Genomic DNA, 24,953 nt, shown 5'->3' with positions numbered 1-24,953 from the left:
AATGTAAAGTCCAGCCATGACCAAGAAGCCGACCGCCTTTGTTGCCTACCTTCGAGTCAGCACCGTCCGGCAGGGGGAGAGCGGCCTTGGGCTGCAAGCCCAGCGGGCGGCGGTCGAGGCGTTCGCCCGGCAGCATGGAGCGACCATCGTCGCATCTTTTGTCGAGGTCGAGACGGGGAAGCGGGCGGATCGTCCCGAGCTGGCCAAGGCACTGTGCGCGGCTCGGAAGGCGAAGGCGACTCTCCTTATTGCCAAGCTGGACCGCTTGGCGCGTAACGTAGCGTTCATCGCCAACCTGATGGACGCTGACGTTGAGTTCCTGGCCTGCGATCAGCCCTTCGCATCGCGCCTAACTCTCCACATTCTGGCGGCTGTTGCAGAGGATGAAGCGCGCCGAATTAGCGAGCGGACCAAGGCGGCACTACAGGCTGCCAAGGCGCGGGGGCGGAAGCTCGGCAGCCCGATCGCCGCTGAGACAGTTGCCAAGGCCCGGGCTGCCCGCTCCGCCTACGCGGCAAAGGCCAACGCCACCACCGTGGCTGTGATCCGAGACGTGCAAAAAAGTGGTGTTACCTCTTTGGCTGGTATCGCGCGCACTCTTGAGGCCAGAGGCGTAAGAACCCCTGCAGGGCACAGCCAATGGCAGCCCGTTCAAGTGTCGCGACTGCTGGCAGCCTAACGCCGCGGGTTGCAGCGTAGGGCTGGCTTGTTCTAGGAGGATTGCACATAGCTACGTTGTCGCTACGAGCAGCACATGGTGTAAAGTTCGAGGACAACGAGGAAGCGTCTGGTAACAATGGATCAGTTTGAAATTGAAGTCGGAGAAGACGGCAAAATAGGCGACTTCTTGAGCGACGACCGCTTAGAGCCCACCCCCGAAGAATTCGTGCGACAGCGGTATTTGAGGACCCTTCACTTCGAGTACCAGTATCCAAAGACCGTGCTGGCGCGGGAAGTGCCGATCTATTACGGCCGAAAAGCCATGGTGGACCGAGAGGGCAGACCAGTCCGAGCAGATATCGTTGTCTACTCCAATCCGGTTGCATGCGCGCAGCGCGACCAGGGCAAGATCGATCTGATAGTCGAGTGCAAGGCACCGACCGAAACAGACGGTACAATCAGCTCGTCTCTTACGTCTTCAACACCAGTGCTGACGGTGCAGTATGGTTTAACGGCAACGTAAGGTACTTCCGTCGCCTTAGCAGTCCTTCCAACCAACTCATTGATTGGACCGGAATACCTCGTCGTGGAGAAGCATGGGACGCTTTAGGGCGTCGAAAGAAAGAGGACCTCGTCCGGCCTAGAGATATCAAAGGACTACTACGGCGCTGTCACAACAAGCTGCATGGCCGAGGTATCGATGGCGAGGAAGAGGACCTCACTATGGATATGGTGCGCCTCATTCTTGCAAAGGCCATCGATGAGGAGAAGACGCCGCCTTTGCCTGAGTTTTATTGCACCCCGGAGGAGTATCGATCTGCCGAGGGCCAAAAGGTTGTCGCGCAGCGCGTTCAGTCCTTATTCAGGGAAGTGGTCGCTCAGAATCCCACCGTCTTTGCGGCAGAGGAGAAGATAACAGTAGGAGCCCGGGCTGTTTGTGATGTGGTCAATGAGCTTCAGCCATACCGAATGCTAAGCAATCTGCATGAATCGCATGATTGGGACGTGATGGGGCATGCCTACGAGCAGTACACGGCCACCTATCTGAAGCGGCAGCAGGGCCAATTCTTTACGAACCGCCTAGTTGTGGACCTGATGGTAGCCATGATTGATCCCTCCTACCAGGACATCATCTTGGACCCCGCAGGAGGTTCAGGTGGATTCCTCACCGGCGCAATGCGGTTCATACGCCGCAAGATCCTTGCCGGCGGTGGAACGACTATCTCCAAGGAGAGACAGCTCGACCGGCATCGCACAAATTTGTTCATGGTCGAGCAGAGCAAGCGACTCGTCAAAATCGCCAAGACTGCGATGATTTTGAATGGCGACGGTCACGCTGGCATGACACGGGGCGATAGCTTGGCTTCATATGACGCCCTCGATGATCACGTGAAGAGCCGTGCCGGAGAGGGTAAGCCAACTGTCATCCTGACTAATCCGCCCTTTGGAGGGGTAGGCGAAGGAAAAATCACGGATAGGCGTATCCTGGATAACTACGCCTGCGGCATGAAATGGACTGAGCGCGACGGCAAGTACGAAAAGACGAACGAAGTTAACGACGAGGGCGTACCGCCCGAGATGTTGTTCTTTGAGAGATGTCTAAGCTGGATCGCGCCCGGTGGGAAAATCGGCATCGTTATGCCAAAGAGTTTTTTGGACACGCAAACTTACTATGCGGTCCGTCGCCAGTTGATGTCCGACTACGTGCTCTTGGCTGTTGTTAACTGCCACAAGAACACCTTTCAGCCGCACACTGGAGTGCGAACCTGTCTAGTGTTTGTCTATCGTCCGAAGATTGGCGAGGTAATCCCGGAGGACTACGACATTTTCATGGCTGTGTCCCGGAAGGTTGGTCAGGACAGCGAAGGCATTCCTATCTTTAAGCGTGATGACCGAAACCAGCCGACCGAAGAGGTTGATCACGATCTGGATGAGATATTGGACGACTATCGGGCCGCCCAGAACAACAGCCTTACGAGTTCGGAGTATCGCTTCATTGTAAAGCGATCCGAAATCGCAGAGCCGCTCTGCATCAATCCCCAATTTTACTTGCCGAACCTGAACAAGACGATCAAGGACATTGAAAAGCTGGATGGCAAGAATGGCTGGACAGTGTCGGCGGTGGGTCAGCTTTCAAAGGATATCGGCATCTTTAAGGGCCCCCGGATTAAGACCGAGAATCTCATCGTAGACGAACTCGGCGCGAGCGTGGAACGATACTTTCCTCCAATGGCCGTGCTTCAAGAGAAGGCGGAGAGTGCGAAGCTTCCCGACCTTGGGAAGGCTTCGAAAAGGCAACTGCACACCATCAAAATACTTCGGGTCCAAGAGGGTGACCTTCTGGTCACTAGATCCGGCACGATCGGGCGGGTCGCATATGTCACGCCGCGGTTAGTTGGGGCCATCGTCTCGGACGACATGATCCGGGTCAGGATCAAGGACGAGACGATTCGGTTCTACGTGTATGCTTACTTGCAGTCTTATGCTGGCTACAATCAGATGCTGCGAAACGAATACGGCTCTGTTCAACAACATCTTGAACCTAAGCACATCGCAGGGATTTTGATTCCAGTTCCGCCCGATTGGGCCGGCGTGAGTGGCATTGTCGAAGCTACACGGGCTGCAGTTAAAGCCCGGGAAACGTTCGAGAAGTCCTTTTCGAGTCTGATGGCAGAAACGAAGAGCCTTTTAACTAGCTTGACAGGTGAAGACTCAGGGGCGGTCGAGGGATGACGAAGCCATAGACGTAGACCGGGTAGCTGCCGGCCTCACAATAAGCCGGCAGGGGTAACTTTAGGGGTAAGTGCGGACTTCAGATTTCGAGAACACAGGTTTATCAATTATTTCGCTGGCAAATGTGCCTTCCACTCTCTCCGCCAGTTCCACCACCGTCATTCTTCCTTCTCAGCCGCACAGGGATCGATTTGACGGCGGGCACCTTGCTTCCCTTGGCGTGGTGCCACAGCGGCACCAGGGGATTGCACTCCGGATAGTAGCCGGCGCAGGCGCCCATGGGCACGTCGTAGGGCGTGACGCGCAGCCCCGGCACCCGGCGCGGCGCCTCGCCGTCGCGCGCGGCGGCGCAGGTCGCGGTCACCCTGTCGCCTTCGGCCAGGCCCAGGCGCTGCATGTCGTCGCGATTGAGCAGGATCAACCGCCGCGTGCCGTAGATGCCGCGGAAGCGGTCGTCGTGGCTGTAGACGGTGGTGTTGAACTGGCCGTTGCTGCGCAGGGTGAAGGGGCGCAGCACCTGCGGGTCGTCGCGCTCGACGTCCGGATCGGCCGACAGCCCCTCGGGCACGATGAAGTTCGCCTTGCCGGTCTCGGTGTGCCACTTGCGCTCGCGCGCGGCCTGCGGCCGGTGGACGCCGCCGGGCCGGAACATGCGCTTGTTGAAGTCGTGGACAGGTGCGCTCGATCGCGTCGCGGATGAGGCGGCAGGGTGCTCGTTGCCGTCCTTCGAGACGCATCGCTGCGCGATGCTCCTCGGGGTGAGGCCCGTTTCTTGTTGGTGGCGCGCTCCTGCGAGGACGCTCTATATAGGCGGCCAGAGGGGAACGCCATGAAGCAGGTGCTGATCGAGCGCTACGGCACGCCGTGGGAAGTGGCGCGCTGCGCCGAGGTGCCGGACGTCGGCGCGCCGGCGGCCGACGAGGTGGTGTTCGACGTGCTCGCCTTCCCGATCAATCCCGCCGACATGTGGTTCTGCCGCGGCAGCTATCGCCTCAAGCCGCCGCTGCCGGCGACGCCGGGCGCCGAGTGCGTCGGTCGCGTCACCGCCGTCGGCGCGAACGTGAGGCACGTGAAGCCGGGCGACCTCGTCATCAACCTGCAGCGCGAGAACTGGGCCGAGAAGCGCAAGGTCAAGGGCGAGGATGCGATCCCGCTGCCGGCCGGCATCGACCTGAAACAGGCGGCGATGGTGCGCATCAACCCGCCGACCGCCGAGCTGATGCTGTCGGACTTCGTCGACCTCGGGGGCGGCGAATGGGTGATCCAGAACGTCGCCAACTCGGCGGTCGGGCGGCTGGCCATCGTGCTGGCGCACGAGCGCGGCCTGCGCACGGTGAACGTCGTGCGCCGAGCCGAGCTTGCGGCGGAGTTGAAACCGCTCGGCGCCGACCTGGTGCTGGTCGATGGCGACGATCTCGCCGAGCGCGTCGCGCGCGAGACCGGCGGCGCTTCGATCCGGCTGGGGCTGGAGGCGATCGGCGGCAAGGCGACGGGCCGCATCGCCGACTGCCTCGCCAGCGACGGCACGCTGGTCCACTACGGCTCGATGAGCGGCGAGAATCCCGACGTCGACCGCTCCAACTTCATCTATCGCGGCGTGCGGCTCACCGGCTTCATGCTCGGCCGCTTCCTCGCCCGCCGCAGGCCGGAGAAGATCCGCGAGATCTATGCGGGGCTTGCGCAGCAGGTCCTCGAGGGCAAGCTCTCCGCGCCGGTGGACACCGTCTATCCGATCGACAAGATCAGGGAGGCGCTGGCGCATGCCGACAAGGGCGGGCGCAACGGCAAGATCCTGGTCAGCCCCGGCGGGGCGATCTGACAACCCGAGGAGGAAAGCGAAATGAGTTCCGACGTCGCCGAAATCGAGAAGGTGCTGCAGGTCTATTTCGACGGCCTGTACGAGGGAGACACCAGGAAGCTCGGCCAGGCCTTCCATCCCGCCGCGCATCTCTACAGCGCCGGCGCCGACGGCAAGGCGGCCGACCTGCCGCGCGCCGACTGGTTCAAGAGCGTGGAGAGCCGGCCCTCGGGCAAGGCCAGGGGCAGCGAGCGGCGCGACCGCATCGTGTCGATCGACTTCTCCGGCCCGGCCACCGCCTTCGCCAAGGTCGAGTGCCAGCTCCCGCCACGCTATTTCACCGACTACCTCACGCTCCTGAAGGCCGATGGCCGCTGGCAGGTGATCTCCAAGGCCTTCCATGTGGTGACGAAGGAGTAAGCTGGAAGGATCCCTCGGCTTCGCTTCGGGATGACACCGGCATTTGTGTCATCCCGAGCGTCGGCCAGGGATCTTTGTTTCCCTCTACATCTTCCTCCAGTCGCCGTCCTGCTCGAAGGCGTGGGCGGCGCGGTAGAGGGTGGCCTCGTCGTAGTCCTTGCCGATCAGCATGAGCCCGACCGGCAGCCCGTCGCGCATGCCGCAGGGCAGCGTCATCGCCGGATGGCCGGTGACATCGAACGGCGCGGTGTTGCCCACCATCTCGAAGGCACGCTGGATATAGAGCGGCAGCGGCGCGTTCGGCGGCGGGATGGGCGTGGCCTTCATCGGCAGGGTCGGCATCAGCAGCATGTCGTACTTGCCCAGCACCGAATCGTAGGCAGCCTCGAGCTTGCGGGCGAGGTTCTGGGCCTTGGCGTAGTAGCGGCCGCGATAGTGCTTGAGGAAGTACTCGCCGACGAACATCGAGATCTTGAGGCTGTCGGAGAGCTCGTTGGCCCGGGCGCGCCAGCCGGCATGGGCGTCGAGCAGGCCGAGCGTATAGAGGCCCTTCCAGTTGAAGCCCATGCCGTTGCCGCGCATCATCTGCGCCTGCAGGCCTTCGAGCGCGATCGGCGTCCAGATCACCGGCCCCATGAGGTGCAGGGGGATGCTGACCTCGTCCACCGTCGCGCCCATGCGCGCGAAGCGCTCGGCGCCCGCGCGCACGCACTCGTCCACGTCCTTCTCGGAGTTGGCATGGCCGAAGCCTTCCCTGACGACGGCGATGCGCAGGCCCCTGGCCGACTGGCCCAGCGCCTCGGTATAGCGGGCGGTCCGCGGCGCATACTGGCGCGGATCGAGGCCGTCGGCGCCGGCCAGCACCTCGAGCAGCAGCGCGTTGTCGCTCACCGTCGCGGTCATCGGGCCGGCATGGTCGATGGTCGATTCGATCGGCATCACGCCGGTGTAGGGCACCAGCCCGTGCGTTGCTTTCATGCCGTAGATGCCGCAGAACGAGCCGGGGATGCGGATCGAGCCGCCCTGGTCGCCGCCGATCGCCATGTCGACCTCGCCCGCCGCCACCAAGGCGCCGCTGCCCGACGACGAGCCGCCGGCCGAGTAGCCCGGCTTGTGCGGATTGTGCACCGGGCCCAGCGCATTGGTGTGGCTGCCGCCCGAGAGACAGAAGAACTCGCAATGCGCCTTGCCCATGATCGTGGCGCCGGCATCCAGCATGCGGGTGACGATGGTGGCGTCGATGTCCGGCACATAGCCCTCGAGCGTCGAGGCGCCGTTCATCATCGGCACGCCGGCGAGGCAGACATTGTCCTTGAGCGCCGCCGTCTTGCCGGCGAGCTTGCCCGACGAGGCGCCCTTGACGGTCGTCTTCACATACCAGGCATTGTATTTGTTCTCCTCGCCTTCGGGCCGATAGCCCGGCGTGCGCGGATACTTCACCGCCGGCTTGTAGTCGGGCATCGCCTCCAGGAGATCGTAGGCGTCGAAGTTCCCCTGCATCAGCGCCAGGAACTCCGCCGCCCGCTCGTCGGTGAGGGGGATCGCGAGGTCGTCGGCGATCGCCTTGAGCTCGGCCAGCGTGGCGCGCTTCACGGTCATGGGCTCCTCCTTGCTTCGGTCGCGGCACGGAGTATGCGACGGCCAAAGTTTGCTTGAAAAGTAAAATAACGCCGCCCTAGACTGCGTCCACCAAACGGGAGGAGCAATCGAATGACCACGGCGCCCAGGCTGCCGACCGCGGCCGAGATCCTGGAGCTCGCGCGGGGCTTCGGCATGACGCTGAGCGAAGCCGATGCGCACTCTTTCCGGGGGCTTATGGCGGGATCGATGGCCTCCTACGCGCGCCTCGACGAGCTCGCCGAGCCCAAGCTCGCGGTGCGCTATCCGCGTACACCCGGCTATCGGCCGGAGCCGCGGGACAACCCGCTGAACGCCTGGTACTGGAAGTGCGAGGTCCGTGGCGCCGCGACGGGGCCGCTGGCGGGCAAGCGGGTCGCGGTGAAGGACAATATCTGCGTCGCCGGCGTGCCCATGATGAACGGCTCGCGCGTGCTCGAAGGCTATGTGCCCGACGTCGATGCGACGGTGGTCGCGCGCATCCTCGATGCCGGCGGCACGATCGTGGGCAAGGCGGCGTGCGAGGATCTCTGCTTCTCCGCCGGCAGCCATACCTGCGCCACCGGCCCGATCCGCAATCCGCACGATCCGCTTCGTTCCGCCGGCGGCTCGTCGGGCGGCAGCGCGGCGCTGGTGGCGGCGGGCGAGGTGGAGATGGCGCTGGGCGGCGACCAGGGCGGCTCGATCCGCACGCCCTCGGGCTGGTGCGGCGTCTGCGGGCTGAAGCCCACCTGGGGCCTCGTGCCGATGACCGGCGGCATGCCGATCTCCTATTCGGTCGACCACTGCGGGCCGATCTGCGACAGCGTCGAGAACGTGGCGCGGCTGCTCGCCGTCATCGCCGGCCCCGATCCGCACGATCCGCGTACCGCCAACGCGCGAGTGGGCGACTATCCGGGCGCGCTCGGCCAGCCGGCGAAGGGCCTGCGCATTGCCGCGCTGAAGGAGGGCTTCGGCCACGAGACCGGCAATCCTCTGACGCCGGACACCAGCAAGAAGGTGCGGCTCGCGCTCGGCAGGCTCGAGGACGCCGGCGCCATCGTCGAGGAGGTGTCGATCCCCATGCATCTCGACGGCCCGCACATCTGGGCCGGCATCATCCTCGAGGGCGCAGCCGAGATGATGATCAAGGGCTATGCCATGGGGAACAACTGGCCGGGCTACTACACGACCTCGCTGCAGGAGGCTTTCGCGCGCGGCTGGCGGTCGCGGCCGGACGACGTATCGGAGACGGTGAAGCTCGTGCTGCTGCTGGGCGAGTACATGCACCGCAACTATCACAACCGCTACCACGCCAAGGCGCAGAACCTGCGCGTCGTGCTGCGCCGCGCCTACGACGAGGTGCTGGCGCGCTACGACGCCATCGCCATGCCGACGCTGCCGTTCCCGGCGACGCGGCTTCCCGAGCCGGGCTGCAGCCGCGAGGAGTATGTCGAGCGCGCGCTCGACATGCAGCAGAACACCTGCCCGTTCGACGCCAGCGGCCATCCCGCCTTCACGGTGCCCTGCGGCAAGGTGGGCGGCCTGCCGATCGGCCTGATGCTGGTCGGCAAGCACTTCGACGAGGCGACCCTGATCCGCGCGGGCCATGCCTTCGAGCGGCTGGGCGATTGGCGGGAATATTGAGACCGCCGCCGTGGGCGGCATCCCATGAGCGCCACTGGAGTGGCGCGCTCCCTTGAGCGCTCATCGGAGCGCGCCGCCAACAAGAAGCAAGATCAGGCGCCAACCAGTGTCGTGTCACCCACTTTGCGGCAGGCAGCACAGTTTACTCCCGAGGGTCGCACGGCCGGTGGCGAACTCCGGTGGCGCTCATGCGGGGCGAGCGATAGGACTAGGCCGTGCGCTGGATCAGACCCTCGATCAGGCGTTTGAGCGCCTCGGCCTGGCGGTTGCCGTAGCTTTCGACGATCTCGGCCTGGTGCGAGTTGGCCAGCTTGTTGAGGCGCTGGATCACGGCGCGGCCGCGTTCGGCGATGAAGATCAGGACGCGGCGGCCGTCGGCCTTGTCGGCGCGGCGATAGACCAGCGCGGCCGAGACCATGCGGTCGACGGTCTTGGTGAGCGTCGGATGGTTGAGCAGGGCGGCCTCGGCGAGGTCGCCCATCGAGCGGCCGTTCTTCTCGGCCAGCAGCTTCAGGATGCGCCACTGCTCGACCGGCACGCCCTCGGCGCGGAACTCCTGGTCGAGCTGGCGGTTGAGCTGCCGCTCGGCCTGGGCCAGCAGGTAGGAAAGATATTCGTTGATCGGACGTGTATTGGCCATTTCCCGAGTCTGCGCGAATGCGGAAGAGTTTGACTTTTCAAGGATTGATACGGGTGCTACGGTCGGTTGGCAAGATCGGAAGGGACCGTGGCAGGGGAACAGCGATCGGCTGAATCGGTCGCAACGGGCCGCGGCCGTTCCGGGATGGGGACGACACGACATGGTCGCTGCAGCCTCCGCATCGCCGATCGCGGCGCGCGCGCCCTCAGCGGGAGCGGTCCTGCTCGGCGAGGCGATCGCCGATGCGGTGCCCTGCCGTTCGCGCCGCCGGCGCGATCGCCTCTGCATCGCGTTGCTCGCCCCGTTCAGCGGGCCGGCCGGTCTGTGGGGACCGTCGTGCCAGACCAGCGCCCTGCTGGCGGCGCACGAGGTCAATGAAAGCGGCGGCCTGCTGGGGCGCGAGCTCGACCTCACCTTCATCGATGCCGGGCGCGACCCCGAGACGGTGACCGACGAGACGCTCGACCTGATCGTCGAGGGCGGCGCCGAGGCGGTGATCGGCATGCATATCAGCGCCGTGCGCCAGGCCCTGGTGCGCGCGCTCAGGGGCCGCGTGCCCTATGTCTACACGCCGGTCTACGAGGGCGGCGAGAAGGCGCCCGGCGTGTTCATGGTCGGCGAGACGCCGGCCCTGCAGGTGAGGCCCTCGATCGGATGGCTGGCCACGCGGCATGGGGCGCGCCGCTGGTACCTGATGGGCAACGACTATGTCTGGCCGCGCGTCTCCCATCGCGCCGCGCGGCGCTATGTGGCCGCGAACGGCGGCGAGGTGGTGGGCGAGAGCTACGTGCCCTTCGGCTGCGAGGCCTACGAGGCCTGCCTCGACCGCATCCGCAAGGCGCGGCCCGACGCCGTCCTGGTTTCGATGGTGGGCAGCGATTGCGTCACCTTCAACCGCGCCTTCGCCGATGCCGGCCTCGACCGGCACATCCTGCGCCTGTCGGCGGCCAGCGAGGAGAACACGCTGCTCGGCATCGGCGCGGAGAACGCGATCAACCTGTTCTTCGCCGCCGGCTATCTCGCCGGTCTCGAGACCGACGCCAATCTCGCCTTCCTCGATCGCTATCACGGCGCCTTCGGCCGCGAGGCGCCGGTGCCCAACACGATCGGCGAGTCGTGCTACGAGGGCGTGCGCTTCTACGCCGAGCTCGCGCGCCGCGCCAGGGCGCTCGATGTCGAGACGCTCGGCCGGGCGTCCCAGGATTTCTGCTACGTCGGCGCGCGCGGCCGGTCGCACATGCTGGCGCGCCATTTGCACACCGACATCTATCTCGCCCAGGCGGACGGTCTCGAGTTCCGCGTCGTCCAGCACTTTCCCGCCTGATCGCCCGGGGTTGCCCGGGGTGTTGCTTGAAAAGTAAAATAACTTGCCGTCTAATGCCGCGCCGTCACGGGACGGGCAGGGAGCCAAGCATGAAGATAGCCCGCAGGAAGCTGCTGCAGACATCGGCCGCGACGGCCGCCGCCTTTTCCGCCAGCGCCGTTCTGAGCTCGCGCGGCCGGGCCGCCGATCCGATCAAGGTCGCGAGCATCCACGATCTCTCGGGCGGGCTCGACATCTACGGCAAGCCGATGGTCGATGCCCTGACGCTCGCGGTCGAGGAGACCAATGCCGCGGGCGGCCTGATCGGTCGGCAGATCAAGCTCATCAGCTACGATCCGCAGTCGAACATGCAGCTCTATACGCAGTATGCCCAGGACGCCGCGCTCAAGGAAAAGGTCGCGGTGGTCCATGGCGGCATCACATCGGCGTCGCGCGAGGTGATCCGGCCGGTGCTCGACCGCTTCAAGACGCTCTACTTCTACAACACGCAGTACGAAGGCGGCGTGTGCGACCGCAACCAGTTCGACACCGGCGTGACGCCGGCGCAGACGGTCCAGAAGCTCGTTCCCTACTCGATGAAGAAGTGGGGCAAGAAGGTCTATATCGTCGCCGCCGACTACAACTACGGCCAGATCACCTCGGAGTGGGTGAAGAAGTACGTGAAGGAGAACGGCGGCGAGACGCTGGCGACCGAGTTCTTCCCGCTCGATGTCACCAACTTCGGGCCCTCGATCGCCAAGATCCAGGCGGCCGGCCCGGATTTCGTGTGGTCGGCGCTGGTCGGCGGCGCGCACATCTCGTTCTACCGTCAGTGGGCCGCCGCCGGCATGAACAAGAAGATCCCGATGGCCTCGACGACCTTCGCCGTCGGCAACGAGCACATCGTGCTGTCGCCCGACGAGTGCAACGGCATGCTGATCTGCTACAACTATTTCCAGGACCTCAAGAACCCGCAGAACACGGCGTTCGTCGAGCGCTTCCACAAGCGCTTCGGCGCCGACTATCCCAACATCACCGAGCTCGCCATGGGCACCTGGCAGGGCTTCCAGCTGTGGGCCGAGGCGGTGAAGAAGGCGGGCAGCATCGACCGCATGAAGGTGATCGAGGCACTGGAGACGCCGATCGGCATCGACGCTCCGAGCGGCAAGGTCACGATCGATCCGCAGACCCATCACTGCATTCTCGACGTCCATATCGCCGAGGTGCGGGACAAGAAGCTGAACGTGCTGGAGGATTTCAGCCAGCAGCCGCCGGCCGACACGGCCGCGGTGTGCAATCTCAAGAAGAACCCGAACGACAAGAAGCAGTACGTCATCAAGGCGTGAGGCCTTGCCCGTGTCGTCCCGCGCGCAGCGAGGGATCCTTGGTTCGAATGCCGCGGAAAGATCCCTTGCTGCGCTCGGGATGACACGGCGCTGATCGAGGGTAGGCAGGTGGATCTGGTCCTCGTCCTGGTCATCCAGGTGCTGTTTGCCATGGCGAGCCTTGCGCTGATCAGCGTCGGGCTCGCCGTCATTTTCGGCATGATGCGGGTGATCAACCTCGCGCACGGCGAGTTCCTGATGCTGGGCGGCTACAGCGCCATCGTCGCCAACCAGCACGGCGTCAATCTCTGGATCGCGATGCTGGTGGTGGCGCCGATCGTGGTGGGCGCGATCGGCGTGCTGGTCGAGCGCACGCTGATCCGCTTCCTCTACGGCCGGATGATCGACACCATGCTCGCCACCTGGGGGCTGAGCCTGTTCCTGATCGGGCTCGTCACCGGCATCTTCGGCAACACCACGGTCGGCATCTCCGCGCCCTTGGGCGGCATGGCGATCGGCAACTACCGCACCAGCATCTACGGCCTGGTGGTGATCGCGATCACGGTGGTGCTGCTGGTCGCGATCTACCTCGTGCTGCGCCATACGCGGCTCGGCCTGTTCGCGCGCGGCACCATGCAGAACCCGAACATGGCGGCGGCGCTGGGGCTCAGCCCGCCCCGGGTCTATGCCGTGACGTTCGGCGTCGGGGCGGCGCTGTCGGGCCTGGCGGGCGCGCTGATCGCGCCGATCTCGGGCGTCTTCCCGACCATCGGCATCGCCTACATCGCCAAGGCCTTCATCACCGTGATCGGGGGCGGAGCGGCGATCCTGAGCGGCACCGTCACCGCCGCGGCGCTGTTCGGCGCCATCCAGGAAGTGGCGACCTACTTCACGACGCCGGTGTTCGGCGTCGTGATCACGCTCGCCGCGGCGATCGTGCTGATCCGCCTCCTGCCGCAGGGCATCACCGGCCGCTTCCTCAAGAGGTGGCTGTGACCGCAGGCGCGCCGGATGCACGAGGCTGGAATATCGCCGGCCTGATCGCGGTCGGCGTGGTCGGCCTCGGCGCCATGATCGGCCTGCCGCTGCTGCTCGAGCTCAGCGCCCTGCTCGACGTCACGGTCTACCTGATCCTCGCCATCCTGGCGCTGAGCCTCGCGCTGGTCTGGGGCTACGGCGGCATCCTCTGCTTCGGGCAGTCGGCCTTCTTCGGCCTCGGCGCCTACGCCTACGCCATCGCGATGTTCAACATCGGCGAGAGCACGATCCCGTTCGTGCTGGCGATCGCGCTGCCGGCGGCGTTCGCGGCGCTGCTCGGCTATTTCATGTTCTACGGCCGCATCAGCGACGTCTATCTGGGGGTGATCACGCTCACCGTGACGCTGATCCTGTTCAACGCCGTGAACTCGACCGCCGGCCCCGAATATCATATCGGCGAGGCCCGGCTCGGCGGCTTCAACGGCATCCCCTCGATCCCGCCGCTCAACTGGCCGGGCTTTCCCGACAGCGCGCTCGATCTGGAGGATCTCTTCTACGTCTCGATCGTGCTGCTGCTCGCGGTCTATTTCGGGTTGCGCGGGCTGCTGGTGAGCCGCTTCGGCCGCGTCATGGTGGCGATCCGCGAGAACGAGCAGCGCGCGGGCTTCCTGGGCTACGACGCGCGGCTCTACAAGCTCGGGACCTTCACGCTGGGCGGCGCGCTCGCGGGCCTCGCCGGCTGCCTGTTCGCGAACTGGGGCGCCTTCGTCAGCCCGACCATCTTCGGCCTCGGCCAGTCGGCGCAGATCATCATCTGGGTGATCGTCGGCGGGCGCGGCACGCTGATCGGGCCGGTGGTGGGCTGCATCGCCATCCAGTGGCTGACCGCCTTCCTCGGCAGTGCCCAGCTCTCGAAGGCGTCGCTCGAGCACGTCCTCGGTCCGACCATTGCGAAGGCGCTCTCCTCCGTCTTCGGCATCGCCGACTTCAGCAACACGAACCTGGTGCTCGGCGCCGTCCTGCTGGCCTTCGTGCTGCTGGTGCCGAAGGGCGTGATGCCGACGCTGCTCGACCTCGCCCGCGCCACCGTCGGCCGTCGCCGGCCGCCAGCGACCGAGCTGATGCCGGACAAGGCGGAGGGCACGACATGAAGGAGCCCGCCGTCCTGCTCGAGACGATCGGTCTCGGCCGGCGCTTCGGCGGCGTCGAGGCGGTGAGCGGCGTCGACTTCCGCCTGACCGAGGGCGAGCTGCGTTGCCTGATCGGCCCCAACGGCGCCGGCAAGAGCACGTTCTTCAAGCTGCTCACCGGACAGTTGCCGCCGACCAGTGGCAAGGTGCTCTATCGCGGCCGCGACATCGCCGGCGCCGAGACGCACGAGATCGCGCGGCTCGGCATCGGCATCAAGACCCAGGTGCCGAGCGTGTTCGACGGGCTCTCGGTGCGCGAGAACCTGTGGATCGCGGCCAGTCGCGGCCGGCCCACGCGGCGCGCCAACGCGATGGTGGACGAGATCCTGGCGCGGATCGCGCTGACGGGCGTGGCCGGCCGCCCGGTCGGCCAGCTCGCGCACGGCCAGCGGCAGTGGCTCGAGCTCGGGATCGTGCTGGCCGCCGAGCCCGAGCTCATCCTGCTCGACGAGCCCGCGGCAGGCATGACGCACGAGGAGGTGGCGCGCACCGCCGAGCTGATCCGCGAGATCAACCGGACCCGATCGCTGATCGTGGTCGAGCACGACATGCAGTTCATCCGCATGATCGCGTCGAAGGTGACGGTGCTCGACCGCGGGCGGGTGCTGGTCGAGGATTCGATGGAGAACATCCTGCGCCATCCCACGGTGCGCGACGTCTATCTCGGCAAGCGGGTCGCCGCGTGATGCTCGAGGTGCGCGACCTGCACGCCGCCTACGGGCGCATCCCGATCCTGCACGGCGTCACCTTCGCCGTGGCCGAAGGCCAGTCGGTCGGCGTGCTCGGCCACAACGGCATGGGCAAGACGAGCCTCCTGCGGGCGCTCATGGGGTTCCTGCCGCTGACCGGCGGCGCGGTGGTGCTCGACCAGGCCGACATCACCGACTGGCCGCCCTACCGGCGGGCGCGGGCCGGCATCGGCTACGTGCCGCAGGGCAGGGACATCTTTCCCAACCTGTCGGTGCTCGACAATCTGCGCATGGGTTGCGCCAAGGAAGCCGGCAGCGACCGGCCGGTGATAGACTCGGTGCTGGCCGATTTCCCGCGGCTCAGGCGGCTGCTCGACCGGCTGGGCGGCGCGCTGTCGGGCGGTGAGCAGCAGCTTCTGGCCATCGCCCGCTGTCTCTGCGGCAAGCCGGCGCTGCTCCTGCTGGACGAGCCGACCGAGGGCATCCAGCCCTCGATCATCGACGAGATCATCGAGCTTCTGACGCGGCTGCGGCGCAGCCGCCGGCTGACCGTGGTGCTGGTCGAGCAGAACCTCGACTTCATCGCGGCGCTGTCCGACCGCATCCTCCTGATCCAGAAGGGCCGCATCACCCGCGAGGTGTCGCCCGGCCACCTGCAGGACCCCGACCTGATCGGCGAGTTCGTCGGCGTCGAGCGGTAGCGCCGGCTTGTTCAAAGTTCAAAGGAGCGCGCCACTCCAGTGGCGCAGTCATGAGCGCCACGGGAGTTCGTCACCAGCCAGGTGCGGACCCTCGGGAGTGAAACTGCGCTGCCTGCCGCAAGGCGGGTGTCATCCCGAGCGCAAGCGAGGATCCTTGATCGGCGCCAACCAAAGATCCCTCGCTCCGCTCGGGATGACACGGTCTGCGAACAAAGAGCCGCGTCATCCCGAGGCGACGCCGAGGGATCTTTAGTTCCTAGCCCGCGTCGGCGGCCACCTGGACCTTGACCATCCTGTCCGGCGCGGAAACGCTGCCGGACTGGCCGGCGCCTTTCTTGATCCTGTCGACGAACTCCATGCCGGAGGTGACGCGGCCCCACACCGTGTACTGGCCGTCGAGGAAATTCGAGTCCTTGAAGACGATGAAGAACTGGCTGCGCGCGCTGTTGGGATCGCTGGTGCGTGCCATCGAGACGGCGCCGCGGGTGTGCGGTTCCTTGCTGAACTCGGCGGCGAGCGTCTCGCCCATGCCGCCCGTGCCGGTGCCCGTCGGATCGCCGGTCTGCGCCATGAAGCCATCGATCACGCGATGGAAGACCACGCCGTCGTACTTGCCCTCGCGCGCGAGCTTCTTGATCTGCGCCACGTGCCTGGGCGCAAGGTCGGGGCGCATCTCGATCACGACGCGGCCGTCCTTGAGGTCGATGTAGAGGGTATTCTCCTTGTCCATAGGCGGCTCCTTCAGAAAATGGTTGGAGGGAAGGGGTCAGGGCTTCTCGTCGGCGGCGACGCGCACCTTGAGCATCCTGTCCTGAGGCGGCGGCACGAGGCCCGACTGCGGGTCGCCCTTCTTGATCTTGTCGACGAACTCCATGCCCGACACGACGCGGCCCCACACCGTGTACTGGTGGTCGAGGTAGCGCGAGTCCTTGAGCACGATGAAGAACTGGCTGCGTGCGCTGTTGGGGTCCTGGGTGCGCGCCATCGAGACGGCGCCGCGGGTATGCGGCTGGTCGTTGAACTCGGCCGGCAGCGGATCGCCCATGCCGCCCGACCCGGTGCCGGTCGGATCGCCGGTCTGGGCCATGAAGCCCGCGATCACGCGATGGAAGACGATGCCGTCGTACTTGTGGGCGCGGGCCAGCTCCTTGATGCGCGCCACGTGCCGGGGCGCCAGCTCGGGATACATCTCGATCACGACGCGACCGTCCTTGAGGTCGATATAGAGGGTGTTCTCGAGGTCCGCCGCCCGGGTCGAGACGGCCGAAAGCAGGACGAGGGCGGCGCACGCCGCGATCGAAACCAGACGCATTGGTGGTACTCCCGGGCTCGGCTCCGCCCTCGTGCGGGACGGCGGCGCGACCATACCGGCCGGCGATCGAAAGACAAGGCCAAGTGCGCCTGCGACCGGTCACAGGTTTGGCCCGCGCCGGCCACAGTAATCGCCCGGGCGCTACACATCTTTTGCCGTGGCGCGCCGCCGGTCACGATGGCAAAAAGATGGAGCGATCGGTTGGGAGCCGGCAGCGATGCCGGTCTGGTCGCGCGGTGTGGGAACTTATTTTGTGGATTGATCGATGACCGCCGCAAGCGGTGGAGATCGGCCTCCGGAGGAGGAGCGGTCACCCCTGCGATCATTGCGAGAGCGCGCGGGCGCCGCCGGCAACGGGTCGAGCGCCGAGCCGCGGACACTCGACGAGATCCTGCCCGAGCGCGGCGATCCCGCGCGAGCCCGCGACATGCAGGCGACGTGGCACGCCTTCTGCCTCGAGCGCTACGACATGGTGCGCGCGGCGCTCGCCAGCGGCCGCACGCCGCCGGAGATCGCCTATCAGCTGGGCGAGCTGGTCCACACCTACTTCCGGCCGCGCGGCATCACCCTCACCAGCCACGAGCTGCGCCGGCTGGTGGCCGAGCTGCTGGAGCCGGCGAGCCGCGTGCCGCCGCCCGCACCGGCGGCGCCCCAAGCCGCGCCGGCCGCCGAGCCCGAACCGCCGCCGACCGACGAGGAGCCCGTGCCGTCGCCCGAAGAGCCGCCAGCCGAGCCGCCGGCGGCTGCCGCCCCGGCGCCGGAAGCGCCGGAGTCCGAGCGCCCGCCCGAGCCGGCACCTCCCCCGTTTGAAACCCCCTCCGAAGAAGAGCCGACGCCTCCCGAGCCGCCGCGCGCGCCCGTTGCCGAAAGGCGCGAGCCCCCGTCCCGGGACTCCGGATCCGAGGGTCTCGTCACCTTTCCCGGCACGGCAGCACCGCAGCCGACGCCGTGGAGCGACGACGAGCCGCCGCCGCCCGAACCTGCCATTCCGCCTGTCCCTGAACGTGCCTTCGAGCCGCCGACCTCTCCCCTGGTGACGGTGGCCGATCGCGAAGCGCTGGGCGTGGAGCGGCTGCTGTCGCGCACGCTGGAGCTCGTCAAGCCGCGGCTGGCCATGCCGGCGGGCGGCCGCATCGGCCGCGACGAGGCGCTGCGCGCCATCGACGCGGCGCTCGACGAGGTCGTCCGCACCGAGCGCCTGCCGCCGCTGGCGCCGGAGGTCCGCCAGCATCTGGTGCTGGTGGCGCTGAGCGAGGTCTCGGGGCTCGGCCTCGTCGATCGCCTGTGGGCCGACCACACCGTTCGCGCCGTCTTCGTCAACGGTCCGCACGCCGTCTTCGTCGAACGCGAGGACGGCAATCTGACGCCGGCCGCCGAGACCTTCCGCGATCACGAGCATCTCCTCGAGCTCGTCAATCGCCTGGCCGAGAAGCCGGCCAGTGCGGTGGCCGACGTGCAGCTTCGCGATGGCGCGACCGCGACGGTGATCTTCCCGCCGGCCGCGCCCGAGGGGCCGGTGCTGACGCTGCGACGCGCCGAACCTGGCACCGCCACCTTCGCGCGGCTGATCGCGTCGGAGATGCTCGACCAGAGGACGGCCGCGCTGCTGCGCGTGGCGGTGCGGGCGCGACTCAATATCCTGATCCTGGGTCCGGCCGGCGCCGGCAAGACGGCGATGCTGGCGGCGATGGGCCGCGATCTCGAGGCCGCGATGCGGCTCGTCACCGTGGCGCGCCATCGCCAGTTCCGCTGGCCGGTCGCGACCAAGGTCGAGCTCGTTGCCTCGCCGGAGACTCCCTATCCGGTGCTGCTGGCCGCGGCCGAGCGGCTGCGCCCCGAGATCCTGATGCTCGACTCGCTGCAGCGCTCGGAGACCGAGGCGCTCGGCCTGCTCGCCTCGCGCAATCCGCGCGGCGTTGTCGCGGCCTGCGAGCCCGGCGTCGCCGCTACCGACCTCACGCGCTCCATCGATCTCCTCGTCCGGCTCGCCCGCGGCCGCGACGGCCTCTATCGCGCCGTTTCGATGGAAGACGCGGCGGGTGCGGCCGTCTTCGTCCATGAGGACGGCCGTTTCGTCTGCCGCGCCCGCCATCCGGCCTTCGCGCCGAAGATCCAGGCCGCCGGCTTCGCCGAGCATCTGGCGACGCTCTTGCGGTAGAAACCGCAGGCGCCGGCTCGGAGCTTGTCGAAGAGCCAGCCCGCCTGAGAGCGCGCAAGATGCGCGCGGTCCAACGAATCACGCTGGATAACCACGTTGCTGCGATAGGACTGCGACTGGCCGCCACATACCGGCCATCATCGAAAACCCGTTACGACCTTCTCCTATATCTGGTACTAACCGCTTTGAATTGCGGGGGATTTTGCGGGCCGGAACCTCGTCGGGGGACGGTCTGCTGAAGGGACGGTCGCATGGTCGGCAAGCGCGTGTTGGGCTTTCTCGGGGTTCTATCGGCAGTCGCAGGCATAAGCCTCGCGGGCAGCGCCCGGGCGCAGGAAATCGTCGGCATCCCGCACGAATGGCAGATGTCCTTTCCGCCGTCCTACACCACGGTCATGGACAAGGTGGAGTCCCTGCACAACCTCCTCCTGGTCATCATCACGCTGATCTCGCTGTTCGTGCTGGCGCTCCTGATCTACGTGGTGTTCCGCTTCCACGTCTCGCGCAACCCGACGCCCAGCACGGTGACCCACAACACGGTGCTGGAGATCGCCTGGACGATCGTCCCGATCCTGATCCTGGTGGTGATCGCCATCCCGTCGTTCCGGCTGCTCTACTACAGCGACAAGGCGCCGGATGCGGCCATGACGGTCAAGGTCACCGGGCACCAGTGGTACTGGCAGTACGAGTATCCCGACCAGGGCAACTTCTCGATCGACAGCCGCATTCTTGCCGAAGCGGACCGCATCAAGGAGAAGCCGCAGGTCCCGCGGCTGCTGGCGGTCGACAACGAGATGGTGATTCCGGTGAACACGACCATCCGCATCATCGGCACCGGCGCCGACGTCATGCACGCCTGGACGGTGCCGGGCTTCGGCATCAAGAAGACGGTGATCCCCGGCCGGCTCAACGAGGGCTGGATCAACGTCGAGCACGAGGGCTACTATTTCGGCGAGTGCTCGCAGATCTGCGGCGAGAACCACACGTACATGCCGATCGCCGTGCGCGTGGTCTCCAAGCCCGAGTTCGACAAATGGGTCGCGCAACAGAAGAAGGCCGCCGGCCTGACCCGGCCGACCGGCCTCGCCGCCGCCACCATTCCCGTCAACCGCTAGAGTGCTCCTCCGCAGGAGATCGTAAATGTCCATCGCGCACGGCGCCGCCGCCCATCACGACGACCATCATCCCACCGGCATCAAGCGGTGGCTGTTCAGCACGAACCACAAGGACATCGGCACGATGTACCTGGTGTTCGCGGCCGTCGCCGCGTTCATCGGTGCGGCCTTCTCGATCGCGATCCGGCTCGAGCTGCTGGAGCCCGGCGTCCAGTTCTTCAAGGCCGCCGACGGCACGCCCGAAGGTCACCTGTTCCAGACCATCGTCACGGCGCATGGCCTCACCATGGTGTTCTTCGTGGTCATGCCGGCGCTGATCGGCGGGTTCGGCAACTGGTTCGTGCCGCTCATGATCGGCGCCCCCGACATGGCCTTCCCGCGCATGAACAACATCAGCTTCTGGCTGCTGCCGCCGGCCTTCCTGCTGCTGCTGCTGTCCCCGATCATCGGCGGCGGCGTGGGCACCGGCTGGACGATCTACCCGCCGCTCACCGTGCAGCAGGGCCCGGGCATGGACATGGTGATCTTCATGCTGCACCTCGCCGGTGCATCCTCGATCCTGGGCGCCATCAACTTCATCACCACGATCTTCAACATGCGCGCGCCCGGCATGACCCTGCACCGCATGCCGCTGTTCGCCTGGTCGATCCTGGTGACGGCGTTCCTGCTGCTGCTCGCCCTGCCGGTGCTGGCGGGCGCCATCACCATGCTGCTGACCGACCGCAACTTCGGCACGCACTTCTTCGACCCGGCCGGCGGCGGCGATCCGATGCTGTTCCTGCACCTCTTCTGGTTCTTCGGCCATCCCGAGGTGTACATCATGATCCTGCCGGCCTTCGGCATGGTGAGCCACATCGTCTCGACCTTCTCGAAGAAGCCGATCTTCGGCTACCTCGGCATGGCCTATGCGATGGTGGCGATCGGCGTCGTGGGCTTCGTCGTGTGGGCGCACCACATGTTCACGGTCGGCATGGACGTCGACACGCGCGCCTACTTCGTGGCCGCGACCATGGTGATCGCGGTGCCGACGGGCGTGAAGATCTTCTCCTGGATCGCCACGATGTGGGGCGGCTCGATCCGCCTCGAGGTGCCGATGCTGTGGGCGATCGGCTTCATCTTCCTGTTCACCATCGGCGGCGTCACCGGCGTCGTCCTGGCCAATGCCGGCGTCGACTACTCGATGCACAATACCTACTACGTGATCGCGCACTTCCACTATGTGCTGTCGCTCGGCGCGGTGTTCGGCATCTTCGCCGGCTTCTACTACTGGTTCGGGAAGATGACCGGCCGGCAGTATCCGGAGTGGGCGGCCCAGGTGCACTTCTGGACCTTCTTCATCGGCGTGAACCTGACCTTCTTCCCGATGCACTTCCTCGGGCTCGCCGGCATGCCGCGCCACTACATCGACTATCCCGATGCGATGTGGGACTGGAACTTCATCTCCTCGATCGGCGCCTTCATCTCCTTCGCCTCGACCATCTTCTGGCTGATCTTCGTGGTGTTCGGCACCTTCCTGGCCGGCCGCCGCGTGGGCGCCAACTACTGGGGCGAGGGCGCGACGACCCTGGAATGGACGGTGGCCTCGCCGCCGCCGTTCCACACCTTCGAGGAGCTGCCGCACATCTCTCCCGCGGCGCATCACTGAGGGACGAGGAGCGGGGACGCCGCCGCAGCCTTCGCACGGGCGGCGCCCTCGCCATTAGGACATGAGCGACACGACACACGGTTTTCTGACGGGCACGGGCGAGCAGGCGAAGTCCGTCCGCGTGCGCGACTATATCGAGCTCCTGAAGCCGCGCGTGATGTCGCTCGTCGTCTTCACCGGCCTGATCGGCATCGTGATCGCGCCCGGCCGCCTGCATCCGTTCGCGGCGGCGCTGGCGGTGCTGGCGATCGCGCTGGGCTCCGGCGCGGCCGGCGCCATCAACATGTGGTACGAGCGTGATCTCGACGCGCTGATGGCCCGCACGCGCAACCGGCCGCTGCCCCAGGGTCGCGTCGAGCCGGACGATGCGCTCGGCCTCGGCGTGCTGCTCGCGATCTTCTCGCTGCTGCTGATGTCGCTTGCCGCCAACTACGCGGCCGCGGCGCTGCTTGCGGCGGCGATCCTGTTCTACGTCTTCATCTACACGATCTGGCTGAAGCGGCGCACGCCGCAGAACATCGTGATCGGCGGCGCCGCCGGCGCCTTCCCGCCGATGATCGGCTGGGCCGCCGTGACGGGCGACGTGTCCGCCGTCGGCATCGCGCTCTTCCTGCTGATCTTCCTGTGGACGCCGCCGCACTTCTGGGCGCTGGCGCTCTACCGCAGCGACGACTATCGCCGCGCCGGCGTGCCGATGCTGCCGGTGGTGGCGGGCGCGCGCGAGACCAAGCGCCAGATGCTGGTCTATACCCTGCTGCTCGTGCCGGTGGCGCTGGCGCCGACGCTGCTGGGCGCCGTCGGCTGGCTTTACGGCGCGGTCGCGGCCGCGATGAGCCTCGCCTTCGTCGGCCACGCCGTCCGCGTGTGGCGCGCGCCCGACGACGAGACCGGCCATCGGCCGGCGCGCCGCATGTTCCACTTCTCGCTGCTCTACCTGGCCATCCTGTTCGCGGCGCTGCCGCTCGACCTGGTGGCGGGCCGGATGCTGGCCGGATGACGATCGCCATGGCCGACGACGATCGCCGCCCCGGCGACAGCGACATGCATCGCCGCCAGCGGGGCAAGAACCTGTTCATGCTGGCCGTGCTGCTGGCGGTGGTCGTGCTCTTCTTCATCCTCACTATGGTGCGCATGGGGGGCAAGCTGTGAAGAAGCCGATCGACCGCAACACGCGGCTGGCCTGGACCATGGTGCTGATCGTGGGCGGGATGCTCGGCCTCTCCTATGCCGCGGTGCCGCTCTACGAGGCGTTCTGCAGGGCCACCGGCTTCGGCGGCACGCCGCTGGTCGCGCAGTCGGACGACCATCCGGTGATCGCGCGCACGATGGTGGTGCGCTTCGACAGCAACACCGATCCCGGTCTGCCGTGGCGCTTCGAGCCCGACCAGCGCAAGGTGACGGTCCATCTCGGCGAGCAGAAGCTCGTCTACTTCCGCGCCACCAACCTGTCAGACCGGCCGATCGTCGGCACGGCGACCTACAACATCACGCCGGAAGCCTCGGCCAAGTGGTTCAACAAGATCCAGTGCTTCTGCTTCACCGAGCAGCTCCTGAAGCCCGGCCAGACGGTCGACATGCCGGTGCTGTTCTTCGTCGATCCCGACATGGACAAGGATCGGCGCTACGATGACGTCCATACCGTCACGCTCTCGTACACCTTCTACGAGTCCAAGACGGAGCGGGCGAAGACCTTGCTCGGCAGCCTGAAGGCGGAGCATACCGGAAAGGGTGGATGACTATGTCCGACGGCGCGCCTAAGCACCCATACCATCTCGTCGATCCGAGCCCGTGGCCGGCGCTCGGCGCGCTGGGGGCGTTCATCCTGATGTTCGGCTTCACGCTCGGCATGCACCCCGGCCTGCTGGGCCCCGGCGTCGAGAGCGTCATGAAGGTCGTCAACTGGTGGGTCCTGGCGCCCGGCCTGCTGATCGTCCTCGCCACGATGTACTGGTGGTGGAGCGACGTGGTCGTCGAGTCGCGCACGTTCCACACCGCCGTCGTCCAGATCGGCCTGCGCTACGGCATGATCCTGTTCATCGCCTCGGAGGTGCTGTTCTTCGCCGCCTTCTTCTGGGCGTTCTTCGATTCCTCGCTCTACCCCAACTCGCCCGAGGTGCCGGGCCGCACCGAGGCGCTGGGCGCCATGTGGCCGCCCAAGGGCGTGACGGTGATCGCGCCGTTCGATCTGCCGTTCATGAACACCCTGATCCTGCTGCTCTCGGGAACGACGGTGACCTGGGCGCATCACGCCATCCTCGAGAACAACAAGCGCGACGCCGTGCGCGGGCTGCTGCTGACGGTGATCCTCGGCCTCTGCTTCACCGGCATCCAGGCCTACGAGTACATGCACGCGCCGTTCGCCTTCCGCGACAACATCTACTCGTCGACCTTCTACATGGCGACCGGCTTCCACGGCTTCCACGTGATGGTCGGCACGACCTTCCTGTTCGTCTGCCTGATCCGCGCCATGAAGGGCCAGTTCAAGCCCAACCAGCATTTCGGCTTCGAGGCCGCCGCCTGGTACTGGCATTTCGTCGACGTGGTCTGGCTGTTCCTGTTCTTCTGCATCTACTGGTGGGGCTCCGGCCACGCCCCGGTCGCGCACCACTGAGGCGCGGCGAGCGTCTATGATCGGAACCGCCGGGCCGTCCCCGGCGGTTTGTCTTTGGAGATCGCCCATGAGCCAATGGCCGCGCCCTTCGACAGTCGACATCGTGCTGCGGGGCCGCTGCCCGCGCTGCGGACAGGGCCGGATGTTCCGCGGCCTGCTCGGCATCGCCGATCGCTGCGCCGAATGCGGCCTCGATCTCAGGGGCCACGACGCGGGCGACGGGCCGGCCGTGCTGGTGATCCTGGGCCTCGGCGCCATCGTGATGCTGCTGGTGTTCTGGGTCGAGTTCCGCTTCGAGCCGCCGTGGTGGGTGCACGTGCTGCTCTGGGTGCCGCTCACCTTCTTTGCCGCGGTATGGATGCTGCGGCTCCTGAAGGCGTGGCTGGTCGCCCAGCAATACACGCACCGCTCGACCGCGCTCGAGGAGTAGAG

The 24,953-nt window shown here is 66.4% G+C and carries 25 protein-coding genes; 20 read left to right on the top strand and 5 right to left on the bottom strand.

Annotated features, from left to right (window positions below):
* The first annotated feature begins 16 nt into the window (after positions 1-16).
* The 3 genes from OJF58_RS02020 to OJF58_RS02010 all read left to right on the top strand — a co-directional run bounded on the left by OJF58_RS02020 (position 17) and on the right by OJF58_RS02010 (position 3,393).
* Positions 17-679 carry a recombinase family protein gene (locus OJF58_RS02020; RefSeq protein ID WP_300781404.1) on the top strand — a complete coding sequence of 221 codons (663 nt, stop codon included), beginning with the start codon at positions 17-19 and terminating at the stop codon, positions 677-679.
* 117 nt (positions 680-796) lie between these two features.
* The gene (locus tag OJF58_RS02015; protein WP_300781403.1) at positions 797-1,183 is read left to right on the top strand and encodes a type I restriction enzyme HsdR N-terminal domain-containing protein; all 387 of its coding nucleotides are present in this window, start codon (positions 797-799) and stop codon (positions 1,181-1,183) included.
* Between the two features lie 200 nt (positions 1,184-1,383).
* Positions 1,384-3,393, top strand: a complete 2,010-nt coding sequence (locus tag OJF58_RS02010) for an N-6 DNA methylase (RefSeq protein ID WP_300781402.1) — start codon at positions 1,384-1,386, stop codon at positions 3,391-3,393.
* 103 nt (positions 3,394-3,496) lie between these two features.
* On the opposite strand, the gene OJF58_RS02005 is transcribed toward OJF58_RS02010, so the two are convergent.
* Positions 3,497-4,045: a hypothetical protein gene (locus tag OJF58_RS02005; protein ID WP_300781401.1), complete on the bottom strand. Its 549-nt coding sequence runs from the start codon at positions 4,043-4,045 to the stop codon at positions 3,497-3,499.
* A 177-nt stretch (positions 4,046-4,222) separates the two neighbouring features.
* On the opposite strand from OJF58_RS02005, the gene OJF58_RS02000 reads away from it, so the two are divergent.
* Together OJF58_RS02000 and OJF58_RS01995 are read left to right on the top strand one after the other, a co-directional pair.
* Positions 4,223-5,212, top strand: a complete 990-nt coding sequence (locus OJF58_RS02000; RefSeq protein WP_300781400.1) for a zinc-dependent alcohol dehydrogenase family protein — start codon at positions 4,223-4,225, stop codon at positions 5,210-5,212.
* A 21-nt stretch (positions 5,213-5,233) separates the two neighbouring features.
* A complete protein-coding gene (locus tag OJF58_RS01995) occupies positions 5,234-5,611 on the top strand; it encodes a nuclear transport factor 2 family protein (protein WP_300781399.1) in 378 nt (125 codons plus the stop codon).
* A gap of 84 nt (positions 5,612-5,695) precedes the next feature.
* Here OJF58_RS01995 and OJF58_RS01990 read toward each other — a convergent pair whose 3' ends face one another.
* Positions 5,696-7,210 carry an amidase gene (locus OJF58_RS01990; RefSeq protein ID WP_300781398.1) on the bottom strand — a complete coding sequence of 505 codons (1,515 nt, stop codon included), beginning with the start codon at positions 7,208-7,210 and terminating at the stop codon, positions 5,696-5,698.
* Positions 7,211-7,321: 111 nt separating this feature from the next.
* Here OJF58_RS01990 and OJF58_RS01985 point away from each other — a divergent pair, with 111 nt between their 5' ends.
* Positions 7,322-8,854 carry an amidase gene (locus tag OJF58_RS01985; protein WP_300781397.1) on the top strand — a complete coding sequence of 511 codons (1,533 nt, stop codon included), beginning with the start codon at positions 7,322-7,324 and terminating at the stop codon, positions 8,852-8,854.
* Between the two features lie 208 nt (positions 8,855-9,062).
* Here the strand turns inward: OJF58_RS01985 and OJF58_RS01980 are convergent, their stop codons facing one another.
* Positions 9,063-9,494, bottom strand: a complete 432-nt coding sequence (locus OJF58_RS01980; protein ID WP_300781396.1) for a MarR family transcriptional regulator — start codon at positions 9,492-9,494, stop codon at positions 9,063-9,065.
* Between the two features lie 160 nt (positions 9,495-9,654).
* Between OJF58_RS01980 and OJF58_RS01975 the strand changes: the two genes are divergently transcribed.
* From OJF58_RS01975 to OJF58_RS01950, 6 genes are all read left to right on the top strand, one after another.
* Complete coding sequence (locus OJF58_RS01975) at positions 9,655-10,818, top strand: substrate-binding domain-containing protein (protein ID WP_300781395.1); 1,164 nt, start codon at positions 9,655-9,657, stop codon at positions 10,816-10,818.
* 89 nt (positions 10,819-10,907) lie between these two features.
* On the top strand, positions 10,908-12,143 hold the full coding sequence (locus tag OJF58_RS01970) for a transporter substrate-binding protein (protein WP_300781394.1): 1,236 nt from the start codon (positions 10,908-10,910) through the stop codon (positions 12,141-12,143).
* 108 nt (positions 12,144-12,251) lie between these two features.
* Positions 12,252-13,118, top strand: coding sequence for a branched-chain amino acid ABC transporter permease (locus tag OJF58_RS01965; RefSeq protein WP_300781393.1), 867 nt, complete (start codon positions 12,252-12,254; stop codon positions 13,116-13,118).
* A gap of 74 nt (positions 13,119-13,192) precedes the next feature.
* Positions 13,193-14,251, top strand: coding sequence for a branched-chain amino acid ABC transporter permease (locus OJF58_RS01960; RefSeq protein ID WP_300785137.1), 1,059 nt, complete (start codon positions 13,193-13,195; stop codon positions 14,249-14,251).
* A complete protein-coding gene (locus tag OJF58_RS01955) occupies positions 14,248-14,976 on the top strand; it encodes an ATP-binding cassette domain-containing protein (RefSeq protein WP_300781392.1) in 729 nt (242 codons plus the stop codon). The genes OJF58_RS01960 and OJF58_RS01955 overlap by 4 nt, the downstream gene beginning before the upstream one ends.
* On the top strand, positions 14,976-15,680 hold the full coding sequence (locus OJF58_RS01950; RefSeq protein ID WP_300785135.1) for an ABC transporter ATP-binding protein: 705 nt from the start codon (positions 14,976-14,978) through the stop codon (positions 15,678-15,680). The genes OJF58_RS01955 and OJF58_RS01950 overlap by 1 nt, the downstream gene beginning before the upstream one ends.
* Positions 15,681-15,936: 256 nt before the next feature.
* Here the strand turns inward: OJF58_RS01950 and OJF58_RS01945 are convergent, their stop codons facing one another.
* Both OJF58_RS01945 and OJF58_RS01940 read right to left on the bottom strand, forming a co-directional pair.
* Entirely contained in the window at positions 15,937-16,410 is a 474-nt protein-coding gene (locus OJF58_RS01945; RefSeq protein WP_300781391.1) for a peptidylprolyl isomerase, read from the bottom strand.
* 36 nt (positions 16,411-16,446) lie between these two features.
* Positions 16,447-16,992: a peptidylprolyl isomerase gene (locus OJF58_RS01940; RefSeq protein ID WP_300781390.1), complete on the bottom strand. Its 546-nt coding sequence runs from the start codon at positions 16,990-16,992 to the stop codon at positions 16,447-16,449.
* A 265-nt stretch (positions 16,993-17,257) separates the two neighbouring features.
* Here OJF58_RS01940 and OJF58_RS01935 point away from each other — a divergent pair, with 265 nt between their 5' ends.
* The 8 genes from OJF58_RS01935 (at position 17,258) to OJF58_RS01900 (ending at position 24,951) form a co-directional block, all read left to right on the top strand.
* Positions 17,258-19,150, top strand: a complete 1,893-nt coding sequence (locus OJF58_RS01935) for an ATPase, T2SS/T4P/T4SS family (RefSeq protein ID WP_300781389.1) — start codon at positions 17,258-17,260, stop codon at positions 19,148-19,150.
* A 251-nt stretch (positions 19,151-19,401) separates the two neighbouring features.
* Positions 19,402-20,265 carry a cytochrome c oxidase subunit II gene (coxB, locus tag OJF58_RS01930; RefSeq protein WP_300781388.1) on the top strand — a complete coding sequence of 288 codons (864 nt, stop codon included), beginning with the start codon at positions 19,402-19,404 and terminating at the stop codon, positions 20,263-20,265.
* 25 nt (positions 20,266-20,290) lie between these two features.
* The gene (gene ctaD / locus OJF58_RS01925) at positions 20,291-21,910 is read left to right on the top strand and encodes a cytochrome c oxidase subunit I (protein WP_300781387.1); all 1,620 of its coding nucleotides are present in this window, start codon (positions 20,291-20,293) and stop codon (positions 21,908-21,910) included.
* Positions 21,911-21,971: 61 nt separating this feature from the next.
* Complete coding sequence (locus tag OJF58_RS01920; protein WP_300781386.1) at positions 21,972-22,907, top strand: heme o synthase; 936 nt, start codon at positions 21,972-21,974, stop codon at positions 22,905-22,907.
* Positions 22,904-23,059: a hypothetical protein gene (locus OJF58_RS01915; RefSeq protein ID WP_300781384.1), complete on the top strand. Its 156-nt coding sequence runs from the start codon at positions 22,904-22,906 to the stop codon at positions 23,057-23,059. Before OJF58_RS01920 ends, OJF58_RS01915 begins: the two co-directional genes overlap by 4 nt.
* The gene (locus tag OJF58_RS01910) at positions 23,056-23,646 is read left to right on the top strand and encodes a cytochrome c oxidase assembly protein (RefSeq protein ID WP_300781383.1); all 591 of its coding nucleotides are present in this window, start codon (positions 23,056-23,058) and stop codon (positions 23,644-23,646) included. Before OJF58_RS01915 ends, OJF58_RS01910 begins: the two co-directional genes overlap by 4 nt.
* Positions 23,647-23,648: 2 nt before the next feature.
* Positions 23,649-24,521 (top strand): cytochrome c oxidase subunit 3, encoded by an 873-nt coding sequence (locus OJF58_RS01905; protein WP_300785134.1) that lies wholly within the window; start codon positions 23,649-23,651, stop codon positions 24,519-24,521.
* Positions 24,522-24,588: 67 nt separating this feature from the next.
* Entirely contained in the window at positions 24,589-24,951 is a 363-nt protein-coding gene (locus OJF58_RS01900; RefSeq protein WP_300781382.1) for a DUF983 domain-containing protein, read from the top strand.
* Positions 24,952-24,953 lie beyond the last annotated feature (2 nt).

The organism is Enhydrobacter sp., assembly GCF_030246845.1.
Lineage (GTDB): Bacteria > Pseudomonadota > Alphaproteobacteria > Reyranellales > Reyranellaceae > Reyranella.
The sequence above is the reverse complement of the archived record's forward strand: the minus strand, read 5'-3'. Positions and strand labels throughout refer to the sequence as shown.